The organism is Rathayibacter rhapontici, from assembly GCF_001995175.1.
GTDB lineage: Bacteria > Actinomycetota > Actinomycetes > Actinomycetales > Microbacteriaceae > Rathayibacter.
In genome coordinates this window covers 36,541-49,055 of sequence record NZ_MUKN01000014.1, presented here as the reverse complement: position 1 = coordinate 49,055, position 12,515 = coordinate 36,541, and the positions used below count along the sequence as shown (strand labels likewise).

Below are 12,515 nucleotides of genomic sequence, written 5' to 3'. Positions count from 1 at the left end.
CCCACGAACACGCATCCCGCCGCTGCGGGAGGAACGGACACGGCGATGACGCTGGTCGCAGGAGTCGACTCGTCGACCCAGAGCTGCAAGGTGGTCGTCCGCGACCTCGAGAGCGGAGCGGTGGTCCGCACCGGCCGCGCGAGCCACCCCGACGGCACCGAGGTGCACCCCTCGGCCTGGTGGGACGCGCTGACCGAGGCGATCGCGGACGCCGGCGGACTCGACGACGTCGCCGCGATCTCGATCGGCGGGCAGCAGCACGGCATGGTCGTGCTCGACGCCGACGGCGAGGTGATCCGGCCGGCGCTGCTGTGGAACGACACGCGCAGCGCGGGTGCCGCCCAGGCGCTGGTCGCCGAGCTCGGGGCGGAGGAGTGGGCGCGCCGCACGGGCACGGTCCCGGTCGCCTCCTTCACGGCCACGAAGCTCCGCTGGCTGCGCGACGCCGAGCCCGAGAACGCGGCCCGCGTCGCGGCGGTCGCCCTCCCCCACGACTGGCTGACCTGGCGCCTGCTGGGCTACGGCCCCGGTGCGCCTCGCGGCGTCGACCTGGACGCTCTGACGACCGACCGCTCGGACGCCTCCGGCACCTCGTACTGGGGCGCCGACGGCTACGACCTCGAGCTGCTCGAGCACGCGCTCGGCCACCGTCCGGCGCTCCCCCGCGTGCTCGGGCCGTCGGAGGAGGCGGGACGGACGTCGGAGGGCCTCGTGGTCGGACCCGGTGCCGGCGACAACGCGGGCGCCGCCCTCGGTCTCGGCGCAGGGCCCGGCGACGTGGTCGTCAGCATCGGCACCAGCGGCACCGTCTTCGCCGTGACCGAGGACCCGGTGCGCGATCCCTCCGGGACCGTCGCCGGCTTCGCGGACGCGAGCGGGAGCTTCCTGCCGCTCGTCGCGACGCTCAACGCCGCCCGGGTGCTCTCCTCGACCGCCGCCCTGCTCGGAGCCGGCTTCGACGAGTTCGCCGACCTGGCGCTGCAGGCCGAGCCGGGCGCCGACGGCCTCGTGCTCGTCCCGTACTTCGAGGGCGAGCGCACCCCGAATCTCCCCGATGCGACGGCGAGCCTGCACGGCATGACCATCGCCTCGACCACGCGCCCGAACCTGGCGCGCGCGGCGATCGAGGGCATGCTCTGCGGACTGGCCGACGGTCTCGACGCGGTGCGCGGCCTCGGAGTGGAGGCGCACCGCATCCTGCTGATCGGCGGAGCCGCGCAGAACCGCGCCGTGCAGCTCGCCGCCTCGCAGGTGTTCGACGTGCCCGTGGTGGTGCCGACTCCCGGCGAGTACGTGGCCGACGGAGCCGCGGTGCAGGCCGCGTGGGCGCTCACGGGCTCGCGCCCGGAGTGGGAGGTCACCTCGGTCGCTGAGCCGGCGGCCGACCACCGCCCGGCGATCCGCGCGCAGTACGCGGCGGCCCGCGCCTGACGCCGTCCGCGAGATGCCACTCCGGTACGCCTTCGACGGCGTGTCGCGAACCGGAGTGGCATCTCGCGGGGGCAGCCGAGGTCAGGACGTCATCGAATCCACGTACTCGCGGTTCTCGTCCATCCAGGCCGCGAGCGCCGCGTCGCGGTCGTCGGCGCCGTCGTTGAACAGCGCGTTCTCAAGCGAGTAGAGCGTCTCGGAGTCCATCCGGAAGTCGCGCATCCAGCTGCTCAGCGTCGGGAAATCGCCCTCGAAGGAGCTCGAGCCGAACGAGTGGATGTCCTCGGCCTCGCCGAGCAGGCCCTTCGGGTCCTCGAGGTCCTTCACCGGGAACGCGTCGTAGGCCCAGTGCGGGCGCCAGAGCGTCACCGCGATGTCCTCGCCGTTCGCCGTCGCGGTCTCGAGCTCCTGCAGCATCGCCGGCGTCGACGACGTCAGGTACTCCATCCCCTCCAGGCCGTACCCGGGGATGACCTCCTCGGTCGTGACGGTGTTCAGCCCCGAGCCCGGCTCGATGCCGATCAGCCGGTTGCCGACGCGTCCGGGTTGGCGGCGAGCTCCTCGAGGGTGTCGATCGGAGCGTCCTCGTTGACCGCGATGGTCAGCTTCGCCTCGTCGTTCCAGGCGCCCAGGTCGACGAGGTCGTCGCCGTACCGCTCGAGGTAGCTGCCGTGCGTGGTCGGCAGCCAGGTGTCCAATGCCAGGTCGTAGCTCCCGGCCGCGAGCCCCGCGAAGCGGGTGCCACGTCGATGTCCGAGAGCTCGACGTCGTAGCCCTGCTCCTCGAGCACGGCACCCCAGAGCGCCGACACGGCGATGCCCTCGTCCCAGCCCTGGAACACCGCCAGGCGCACGTCGGTGCGGTCGCCGTTGTCGACGGAGGCGGTGCTCGCCGGCCCCGCGACGGCCGAGGCGCCGAGGGAGGCCACGACGGCGATCGAGACGGCGGCGACGGCCGAGCGGGTCAGGACCACGGCGCGGCGACTGGCCGCGCGGGCGGCGCGGGCGGGCCAGGGCTTCCCCAGCGCCCCCGTCATCCGGTCGAGCACGATCGCGAGGATCACGACCGAGATCCCCGCCTCGAACCCGAGCGCGACGTCGATCCGGTTCAGGCTCGCGACCACGTCGCCGCCCAGTCCCCCGGCCCCGACGATGCCCGCGATGACCACCATCGAGAGCGACAGCATGATCACCTGGTTCAGACCGGCCAGGATCGACGGCAGCGCGAGCGGCAGCTGGATCTGGCGCAGGATCCGCCACTTCGAGGAGCCGAACGCCTCGCCCGCCTCGACGAGCTCGGGGTCGACTCCGCGGATGCCCAGCTCGGTCAGGCGCACTCCCGGCGCCATCGCGAACACGATGGTCGCGACGATGCCCGGCACGACTCCGACGCGGAAGAAGATCAGCGCCGGGATCAGGTACACGAACGCCGGCATCGTCTGCATCAGATCGAGCACCGGGCGGATGATCGTCGACGCCGTCCGGTTGCGCGCGGCGAGCACGCCCAGCGGCACGCTCAGCGCGATGGCGATCACGGAGGCGACGAGCACCAGCGCGAGCGAGTCCATCGCGTTCTCCCACTGGTCCACGCTCACGACGACCAGCAGTCCGACCGCGGTGCCGATCGCGAGGATCCAGCCGCGCGCGGCGTAGGCGAGCACCGCGAGGAACGCGATGATCACCCAGAAGGGCGGGGTGGCGAGCACGACGTCCACGCCGTCGTAGAGCGCGCCGAAGACGGTCCTGATCAGGTCGAAGACGGGCTGGAAGGTGCTCGTCAGGGCGTCGATGCCGTTCTCGACGGCGTCGCCCAGGGGCAGGCGGATCATCGCACTCCCCCCTCTCTCGCGAGGACGGCGTCGTCGACGGGACCGCCCGTCGCGTGCAGGGTCGCGGTGACGAGATCGGTCGGGATCGTCGCCGGCGGCTCGATCACCGGCTGCTCCCCGGTGTGCGCGCCGATGTTGCCGAGCGCGGCCAGCAGGGTGACCCGCGGGATCGCTCCGAGCAGCCGTCCGCTCGCGTCGACGACGGCGACGGGCAGCTCCGACTCGACGGCGGGCTCGATGATCTCGCTCAGCGCGGTGTCCGGGCCGACCGTGACGACGGCCGAGGTGACGACGGCCGCGAGGTCGACCTCGCTCCGGCGCACCTGCCCCATCACATCGCGGTCGCGGACGGTGCCCAGCAGGCGGCGTCCGGCGCCGACCACGAACGCCGCGGACGTCTGCAGGTCGCGCATCCCGCGCAGCGCGGCGCGCGGTCCTGCGGCGAGGGTGACGACGGAGCGCGGCGGCTCCATCACCGCGGCGGCGGTGAGCACGCGCGCGCGGTCGACGTCCTGGACGAACTGGGCGACGTAGTCGTTCGCCGGGTCGGTGAGGATCTCCTCCGGGGTCCCGATCTGCACGATGCGGCCGTCGCGCATGACCGCGATGCGGTCGCCGAGGAGCATCGCCTCGTTGAGGTCGTGGGTGATGAAGACGATCGTCTTCCCGAGCTCCTGCTGCAGCTCGATCAGCTGCTCCTGCATCTCGCGGCGGATGAGCGGGTCGAGCGCCGAGAACGCCTCGTCCATCAGGACGATGCCGGTGTCGGCCGCGAGCGCGCGGGCGAGGCCGACGCGCTGGCGCATGCCTCCCGAGAGCTCGTCGGGCGTCTTGTCGTGCCAGCCGGCGAGTCCGGCGCGCTCGACGGCGAGCAGTGCGCGCTCGCGCCGCTCCTGGACCGGCACTCCCTGGATCTCGAGCGGGTAGGCGACGTTGTCGAGCACCGTGCGGTGCGGCAGCAGCGCGAAGTGCTGGAACACCATCGAGACGGAGGTGCGGCGCACGCGCCGCAGCTCCGCCTCCGGCACTCCCGTGATGCTGGACCCGTCGATCAGGACCTCGCCCGCCGTCGGCTCCTGCAGGCCGTTAAGCATGCGGATCAACGTCGACTTGCCGGAGCCCGAGAGCCCCATCACCACGAAGATCTCGCCGCGGCGCACGGCGAACGAGGCGTCGATCACCGCCGCGGTCCCGGAGGCGCTGAGGTCGCCCCGGTCGGCTCCCGCCCGCAGACGCCTCACCACCTCGTCCGGACGGCGTCCGAAGACCTTGAACAGCCCTCTCGCTTCGAGGGCGGGGACGGCGAGGTCCTCGAGGACCACTCCGCCCGCGGGCTCGCTGATGTCGTTCTGGTTCTGCTGCACGTACGCTCCGTCGGGGCGCGGGACGGATCCCGCGCTCTCTCATCTCGTGGTGCCGGGTCGGGGCGCGTGGGACTCCCCGGCACGAGCCTCCGCGTGCTGCCCGCCGCGCGTCGCGAGCGGGGGATGGAGGCGTCCGGGGTGTGTCCGAGGCGGCCTCGGGGCCGCCTCCGCTCCCGCTGACCGTACGCTCGCGGCTCGCCGTCACGGAGGACGGGGCGCGGGCGCGGACCGGTTCATCGGGGTCTCGAAGACCGCCGTCCACGGTAGCCGCGGACCCCCGATCCGGCAAATGTCCGACGATTGGAAGAGCGGCGGAACCGCACGGCCCCGTCGGCATCCGCGCAGCAGAACTGCCGGTCAGCAGCGATTTCTCTTCGTTGCGCGATCGTTATCGGAGGAGCCGCGGAAAACCGACCGCCGCTCCGGATCAGGCTGTCGTGTCCCCCGAGGGACCGGAGGGAGCGGCCGCGCCCACCCCGCTCACCGGCTCGCCCTGCCACGACTCGAGGACCCACTCCGAACCGCCGCCGACGAGCACGACGACGCCCGTGTTGTCGAGCAGGTGATCGGCGATGAAGCGCGCATCGAGATCCTTCGAGCGCAGCCCCGCCCAGCAGCGGATCGCCGCTCCGTGGCTGACCAGCGCGACCGTGCCGTGCCCCGACGACTCCGCCTCCGCGACGACGGAGTCGTACCGCGCCGCGAACCCCTCACCCGTCTCGCCGCCGGCCAGCTGCAGGCCCGTCTCGCCGCCGGCCCAGCGGAACACGGTGCCCATGTACTCCTCGACCGCGGCCTCGTCGCCGCGCATCTCGAGACCGGCGGCCGCGATCTCGCAGATCCCGTCGCGCTCGATCGGCTCGAGCCCCAGGGCCGCGGCGAGCGGTGCCGCCGTCTCGTGCGTGCGCCGCATCGTCGAGACGTAGAGCGCGCCGATGCCCTCGCCGGCGAGCGTCTCGGGCAGCAGCTCCGCCTGCGTGCGTCCGAGCTCGGTCAGCCCGGGTCCGGGGATGCGGGTGTCGAGGAGCCCGGCGACGTTCGAGGGCGTCTGGCCGTGGCGGATGAGGATCAGGCGCATCCGTCCACGCTACCCGCCGCGCATCCGGGGAATCCTGGACCGTCGAGGGAGCCCGCCGCACCGGGCGGTCTCGACGATCGAGGGTTCCCTCGGCGCAGGGCCACGGCTCCCGGCCCGCGCGCACCCCCTGTGCCAGAATGACCGGGACCGAAGGGACGCGCCTGTGCCGACACGATCAGGACGCAGCTCCGGAGTGACCCTCCACGACGTCGCGCGCGAAGCCGGAGTCTCGCTCGCCACCGCCTCCCGGTCGCTGAACGGCAGTCAGCGCAAGGTCGCCGAGGAGTACCGCGTCCGCGTGCTCGCGGCAGCGCAGCGCCTGGGCTACTCCCCCAACCTCTCGGCCCAGGCCGTCGCCAAGGGCTCGACCAGCACGGTCGCCCTGATCGTGAGCGACATCGCCGACCCCTACTTCTCGACCATCGCCGCGGGCGTCGCCGGAGCGGCGGAGCAGCTCGGCCTCGTCGTCACGATGGCCGTCACCGGCCGCGACTCCGCTCGGGAGCTCGCCATCGTGCGCGCCCTGCGCGGCGCGCGGCCGCGGGTGATGATCCTGGCGGGCAGCCGCTTCGCCGGCGAGGACGAGCGCGACGCGCTCATCGCCGAGCTCACGTCGTTCGAGGACGCCGGCGGTCGGGTCGTGCTGATCAGCCAGGGCGGCCTGCCGTTCCCGACCGTCGTGCTGGACAACCGCGCGGGTGCGCGAGCGCTCGCCGAGGCCCTCGTCGAGCAGGGCTACCGGCGCTTCGGAGTCGTCTCCGGCAGCCCCGCGATCCTCACGTCGCACGACCGCGTGCAGGGGTTCCGCGAGGGGCTCGAGGCGCACGGCATCGCCCTCGACGACGCCCTCGTCGTCGAGGCGCCGTTCTCGCGCGACGGCGGATTCGACGGCGCCACCCGGTTGATCGCGGAGCACCGCGACGAGATCGACCTCGTCTTCGCGGTGAGCGACGTGATGGCGATGGGCGTCTCCTCCGCCCTGCGCGCGGCCGGGATCGAGCCGGGCGCCGACCTCGGCGTCGCGGGCTTCGACGACATCCCCACGGTGCGCGACGTGCACCCCGCGCTCACCACCGTGGCCGTGCCGCTGCGCGAGCTGGGCGAGCGCTCCCTCGCCGTCGCGCTCGGCGACGACGACGCTCCCGCCGAGCCCGTCGCGACCTCGGTGGTCCTGCGAGCGAGCACTCCGGGGCCCCGAGCGACGTAAGGTGTGCTCACACGCGCCCGCGGACGGGCGGGTCCCGCGCTGACGCGGGCTCGGACGGTCCCTGCGACAGGGCGCCGCCGATCACAGAGAGCCACGGTGCCCCGATGCCGGAAGACAAGCCCGCGCCCCGGGCTCCCAGCATCTACGACGTCGCGCGCGCCGCCGGGGTCTCGCACCAGACCGTCTCGCGCGTCCTGAACGACCACCCGAGCCTGCGCGCCGAGACCAAGCGCCGCGTCCTCGCCGTGATGTCGGAGCTCGACTACCGGCCCAACCTCGCCGCCCGCGCGCTGGTCACCAGCCGCACGCGCACCATCGGCGTGCTGTCCTCGCAGAGCCTCCAGTACGGCCCGGCGTCCAGCATCCAGGCGATCGAGGTCGCCGCGCGCGACGCCGGCTACCTCGTCGTCACCGCCAACGTCGACGGCACCGACGGCGAGTCGATCCAGGCGGGGATCCGCCACCTGCTGAACCAGGCGGTCGAGGGTCTCGTGGTCATCGCGCCCCAGATCCGCGTGTTCGACATCCTCTCGGGAGCCGCGCTGCGGATCCCCCACGTGACCCTGCAGACCTCGGACGACTCCCGCGACGACGCGCTCTACGTCGACCAGATGGCGGGGGCGCGCCTGGCCACCGCGCACCTGATCGACCTCGGGCACACCGAGATCGTGCACCTGGCAGGCCCCCAGGACTGGATCGAGGCGGAGGCGCGGATGCGCGGCTTCCTGGCCGAGCTCGACGACCGCGACATCGCGATGCGGCCGCCGCTCCTGGGCGACTGGAGCGCGGAGCGGGGCCACCGCGTGGGCCTGGAGCTCTCCCGCTTCCTCGACTTCACCGCCGTCTTCGCCGCGAACGACCAGATGGCGCTGGGCCTGCTGAGCGCGTTCCACGAGCGCGGGGTCCGCGTGCCCGAGGACGTCAGCGTGATCGGCTACGACGACATCCCCGAGGCCGCGTTCTACTGGCCGCCGCTCACGAGCGTGCGCCAGGACTTCGCCGAGCTGGGCCGCCGCTGCATGGCGACGCTGCTCAGCCTGATCGAGGGCGAGCGGCCGGACCCGGCGGCGCCCATCGAGCCGCAGCTGGTCGTACGGGGGTCCACCGCGGTACCCCGCACCCTGCGCCCGGTGGGCGTCGCAGAGCGTCCCTCCGGACGTGCCGTTACCGAGTCGCAACTTTCCCGGTGGCACGAAAGCGATCCGCGGGTCTAGCATCACTCCATGTGATCGCTCACATGAGCGCTCACATCCCCGCCCCGCATCCGGGAGCGGCCCCTCCCACTGCATTCAATGACGAAGGAATCACAGTGACCACTATGAAGCGCTCCCTCCTCGCCGGCCTCGCCGGCGGAGCGATGATCCTCTCCCTCGCAGCCTGCTCCAGCGGCGGCGACTCGGGCAGCGGCGACGGCGGCGGCGAAGGCGGACTGGTCGGCGTCGCGATGCCGACGAAGTCCTCCGAGCGCTGGATCGCCGACGGCGACAACGTCAAGTCGCAGCTCGAGGAGGCCGGCTACGAGGTCGACCTGCAGTACGCCGAGGACGACATCCCCACCCAGGTCTCGCAGCTCGAGAACATGATCACCAAGGGCGCCAAGGCCCTGATCATCGCCTCGATCGACGGCACCACCCTCACGAGCGTGCTCGAGGAGGCGGCCGCGAACGACATCCCGGTCATCGCCTACGACCGCCTCATCCGCGACTCGGCCAACGTCGACTACTACGCGACCTTCGACAACTACAAGGTCGGCGTGCAGCAGGCCACCTCGCTCCTCGCGGGCCTGGGCCTGACCGACCTGACCGGAGCCCCCGCCGCCGACGCGCCGGCCGGCCCGTTCAACATCGAGCTGTTCGCCGGAAGCCCCGACGACAACAACGCCACGTTCTTCTTCAACGGCGCGATGGACACCCTCAAGCCCTTCATGGACGACGGCACCCTCGTCGTCAAGAGCGACGAGACCGAGTTCACCACCGTCGCCACGCTGCGCTGGGACCCCGAGGTCGCCCAGAGCCGCATGGAGGACATCCTGACCAAGTCGTACTCCGACGGATCCCAGGTCCAGGGCGTCCTCTCGCCCTACGACGGCCTCAGCCGCGGCATCATCTCGGCCCTGACCGACGCCGGCTACACCGTCGGAACCGACTTCCCGATCATCACCGGCCAGGACGCCGAGCTCGACTCGGTCAAGGCGATCATCTCGGGTGAGCAGTACGCGACCATCTACAAGGACACCCGCGAGCTCGCGGCCGAGGCCGTCACCATGGCGCAGGCCGTCCTCGAGGGCACCGAGCCCGAGGTCAACGACACCGAGACCTACGACAACGGCGAGAAGGTCGTCCCGTCGTACCTGCTCGAGCCCGTCATCGTGACCAAGGACGACATCGAGTCGGTCCTGGTCGACGGCGGCTACTACACCGACGCCGAAATCAACGGCTAGATCGCGAACCTCGGTGGGGTGATCTGCGGCGTTGTCGTCGGTTGCGATACCTCCGGTATCGCGCCCTCCTCCGCCTTGCAGCTCACCCCACCGAGAACCGCGACCGCCCTCCCGGAGGAGGAGCTCCGCGACAGCCCTCCCGGAGGAGGAGCAGCCGCGGACGCCCTCACGGAGAGAGATCACCGTCAGGCCTTCTGAGGAAGAGCCGACGGGGACTTCCTCTCTGCGGGAGGAACGGACGCGTCACTCCTCTTATAGGAGGCGTGGAAGCGAGCGAGGCCTCCCCCGAGGGGCCGTGACCGGATCGGTGCCCGAGAGGGTGCGGGTCGCGAGTCGGTACTGAACGATCCGAGCCGGGTCCCCGAGAGGGGGCCCGGCTCCCTGAAGGAGTGAGGCGTAGTGAGCACCAACATTCTCGAGATGCGCGGGATCACCAAGACGTTCCCGGGTGTCAAAGCGCTGCAGGACGTGACCCTGAACGCCGCGCGCGGCGAGGTGCACGCGATCTGCGGCGAGAACGGCGCCGGCAAGTCGACGCTGATGAAGGTCCTGTCCGGGGTCTACCCGCACGGCACCTACGAGGGCGACATCGTCTTCGAGGGCGACGTGATGCAGTTCGGCAGCATCCGCGACTCGGAGGCCAAGGGCATCGTCATCATCCACCAGGAGCTGGCCCTCAGCCCCTACCTCTCGATCGCCGAGAACATCTTCCTCGGCAACGAGGTCCGCGGATTCGCGGGGCTGATCGACTGGAACAAGACCAACCAGGAGGCGGCCGCGCTGCTCGCCCGGGTGGGTCTGAAGGAGAACCCCACGACGAAGATCCAGGAGATCGGAGTCGGCAAGCAGCAGCTCGTCGAGATCGCCAAGGCGCTCTCCAAGCGGGTCAAGCTGCTCATCCTCGACGAGCCCACCGCGGCGCTCAACGACGAGGACTCGGACCACCTGCTCGACCTGATCCTGCACCTCAAGGAGCAGGGCATCACGTCGCTGATCATCAGCCACAAGCTGAACGAGATCAAGAAGATCGCGGACACCGTGACGGTCATCCGCGACGGCAAGACGATCGAGACGATCGCTCACGACGACGTGACCGAGGACCGGATCATCAAGGACATGGTCGGCCGCGACCTCGACCACCGCTACCCGGACCACACCCCGCACATCGGCGAGGAGATCCTCCGCGTCGTGGACTGGACCGCTCACCACCCGCAGGACCCGACTCGCGTCATGGTCGACAAGGTGAACCTCACGGTGCACCGCGGCGAGATCGTCGGCATCGCCGGCCTCATGGGCGCGGGTCGCACCGAGTTCGCGATGAGCCTCTTCGGCCGCTCCTACGGCAGCCGCATCTCGGGCCAGGTCTTCAAGGCCGGCAAGGAGATCAGGATGCGCAACGTGTCGGAGGCGATCGCCCACGGGCTCGCCTACGCCACGGAGGACCGCAAGCACTACGGCCTCAACCTCATCGACGACATCAAGCGGAACATCTCGCTCGCCTCGCTCGAGAAGGTGTCGAAGGGCGGACTCGTCGACGACAACCGCGAGTTCGAGGTCGCGAACGAGTACCGCGGCAGCATGAACATCAAGTCGCCGACCGTGCTCGCCAAGACCGGCAAGCTCTCGGGCGGCAACCAGCAGAAGGTCGTCCTGTCGAAGTGGATCTACTCCGACCCCGACGTCCTGATCCTCGACGAGCCCACCCGCGGCATCGACGTGGGAGCGAAGTACGAGATCTACACCATCATCAACAAGCTGGCGGCGGCGGGTAAGGGGATCATCGTCATCTCCTCCGAGCTCCCCGAGCTGCTCGGCATCTGCGACCGCGTCTACGCGCTGTCGGAGGGCCGCATCACGGGCGAGCTGCCCATCGCCGAGGCGACCCCCGAGGCGGTCCTCACCCTCATGACCCAGGAGAAGCAACGATGACCGATCTGCAGAACACCCCGCCCACGGCGGCGGGTGCGCAGGTGAACCCCACCGAGAACGCGTTCACGAAGCGCCTCAGCCACGTGCTGGGCGACCTCGGCAAGAACGGCATCTTCATCGCCCTCATCGTGGTGGTGCTGCTGTTCCAGATCATGACCGAGGGGATCCTTCTGCGCCCGCAGAACATCTCCAACCTGATCGTCCAGAACGGCTACATCCTGATCCTCGCCATCGGCATGGTGATGGTCATCGTGGCCGGGCACATCGACCTGTCGGTCGGCTCGGTCGCCGCGTTCGTCGGAGCCGTCTCGGGCGTCTTCGCCGTCACCATGGGCCTCCCGTGGTGGCTGTCGATCATCCTGTCGCTCGGCATCGGCGCCCTCGTCGGCGCCTGGCAGGGCTTCTGGATCGCGTACGTGGGCATACCCGCGTTCATCGTGACCTTGGCGGGCATGCTGATCTTCCGCGGCCTCGCGCTCGTCGTCCTCGGCAACGCGAACATCGGCTCGTTCCCGATCGAGTACCGCGCGCTGGGCAACGGCTTCCTCACCGACCTGTTCGGCGAGACCGCGCTCGACCCGCTGTCGCTCGGCGTCGGCGCGCTGGCGATCATCGCGTTCACCGTGCAGTCGCTGCGCACCCGCCGCGGCCGCCAGAAGTACAACCAGAGCGTCGAGCCGGGCGTCTGGTTCGTCACCAAGCTCGTCCTCGTCGCGCTCGTCATCGGCGCCTTCGCCTTCGCGCTCTCCACCTTCAAGGGCATCCCGGTGACCCTGATCGTGCTGGCCGTGCTCGTGCTGGTCTACGGCGTCGTGATGAACCGCTCGGTCTTCGGCCGCCACGTCTACGCGATCGGCGGCAACCTGCACGCCGCGGAGCTGTCGGGCATCAAGACCCGCAACGTGACCTTCTGGCTGTTCGTCAACATGGGCGTCCTCGCTGCGCTCGCCGGACTCGTCTTCACCGCCCGCCTGAACCTCGCCGGCCCCAAGGCCGGAGACGGCTTCGAGCTCGAGGCCATCTCGGCCGCCTTCATCGGCGGCGCGGCGGTCCAGGGCGGCGTCGGCACCATCGGCGGCGCGATCCTCGGTGGTCTGATCATCGGCGTCCTGAACAACGGCATGTCGATCATGGGCATCGGCATCGAGTGGCAGCAGGCGGTCAAGGGCCTCGTGCTCCTGCTCGCGGTCGCCTTCGACGTCTACAACAAGCGCCGCGCAGGCGGACGCTGATCGGAG

Annotated in this window: 9 protein-coding genes and 1 pseudogene; 6 read left to right on the top strand and 4 right to left on the bottom strand. The window is 70.9% G+C overall.

The window, feature by feature from the left end; genetic code table 11:
• Nucleotides 1-45: 45 nt before the first annotated feature.
• Nucleotides 46-1,431 carry a xylulokinase gene (gene xylB, locus B0T42_RS06445; RefSeq protein WP_077222415.1) on the top strand — a complete coding sequence of 462 codons (1,386 nt, stop codon included), beginning with the start codon at nucleotides 46-48 and terminating at the stop codon, nucleotides 1,429-1,431.
• An 81-nt stretch (nucleotides 1,432-1,512) separates the two neighbouring features.
• Here the strand turns inward: xylB and B0T42_RS21110 are convergent.
• The 4 genes and pseudogenes from B0T42_RS21110 to B0T42_RS06425 all read right to left on the bottom strand — a co-directional run bounded on the left by B0T42_RS21110 (nucleotide 1,513) and on the right by B0T42_RS06425 (nucleotide 5,701).
• Nucleotides 1,513-2,129 (bottom strand): annotated as a pseudogene (locus B0T42_RS21110) (glycine betaine ABC transporter substrate-binding protein).
• Complete coding sequence (locus tag B0T42_RS06435) at nucleotides 2,033-3,259, bottom strand: ABC transporter permease subunit (RefSeq protein WP_077222413.1); 1,227 nt, start codon at nucleotides 3,257-3,259, stop codon at nucleotides 2,033-2,035. The pseudogene B0T42_RS21110 and the gene B0T42_RS06435 overlap by 97 nt, the downstream one beginning before the upstream one ends.
• Nucleotides 3,256-4,623, bottom strand: a complete 1,368-nt coding sequence (locus tag B0T42_RS06430; protein ID WP_446737360.1) for a quaternary amine ABC transporter ATP-binding protein — start codon at nucleotides 4,621-4,623, stop codon at nucleotides 3,256-3,258. Before B0T42_RS06430 ends, B0T42_RS06435 begins: the two co-directional genes overlap by 4 nt.
• Before the next feature lie 427 nt (nucleotides 4,624-5,050).
• Nucleotides 5,051-5,701 carry a histidine phosphatase family protein gene (locus B0T42_RS06425; protein ID WP_077222433.1) on the bottom strand — a complete coding sequence of 217 codons (651 nt, stop codon included), beginning with the start codon at nucleotides 5,699-5,701 and terminating at the stop codon, nucleotides 5,051-5,053.
• A 193-nt stretch (nucleotides 5,702-5,894) separates the two neighbouring features.
• Here B0T42_RS06425 and B0T42_RS06420 point away from each other — a divergent pair, with 193 nt between their 5' ends.
• The 5 genes from B0T42_RS06420 to mmsB all read left to right on the top strand — a co-directional run bounded on the left by B0T42_RS06420 (nucleotide 5,895) and on the right by mmsB (nucleotide 12,509).
• Nucleotides 5,895-6,908, top strand: coding sequence for a LacI family DNA-binding transcriptional regulator (locus tag B0T42_RS06420; protein WP_236720152.1), 1,014 nt, complete (start codon nucleotides 5,895-5,897; stop codon nucleotides 6,906-6,908).
• Nucleotides 6,909-7,012: 104 nt separating this feature from the next.
• Nucleotides 7,013-8,122, top strand: coding sequence for a LacI family DNA-binding transcriptional regulator (locus B0T42_RS06415; protein WP_077222412.1), 1,110 nt, complete (start codon nucleotides 7,013-7,015; stop codon nucleotides 8,120-8,122).
• A 104-nt stretch (nucleotides 8,123-8,226) separates the two neighbouring features.
• Nucleotides 8,227-9,348 (top strand): multiple monosaccharide ABC transporter substrate-binding protein, encoded by a 1,122-nt coding sequence (gene chvE / locus B0T42_RS06410; RefSeq protein WP_055791166.1) that lies wholly within the window; start codon nucleotides 8,227-8,229, stop codon nucleotides 9,346-9,348.
• A 399-nt stretch (nucleotides 9,349-9,747) separates the two neighbouring features.
• Nucleotides 9,748-11,277, top strand: a complete 1,530-nt coding sequence (mmsA, locus tag B0T42_RS06405) for a multiple monosaccharide ABC transporter ATP-binding protein (protein ID WP_077222411.1) — start codon at nucleotides 9,748-9,750, stop codon at nucleotides 11,275-11,277.
• Nucleotides 11,274-12,509 (top strand): multiple monosaccharide ABC transporter permease, encoded by a 1,236-nt coding sequence (gene mmsB, locus B0T42_RS06400; RefSeq protein ID WP_055791160.1) that lies wholly within the window; start codon nucleotides 11,274-11,276, stop codon nucleotides 12,507-12,509. Before mmsA ends, mmsB begins: the two co-directional genes overlap by 4 nt.
• Nucleotides 12,510-12,515 lie beyond the last annotated feature (6 nt).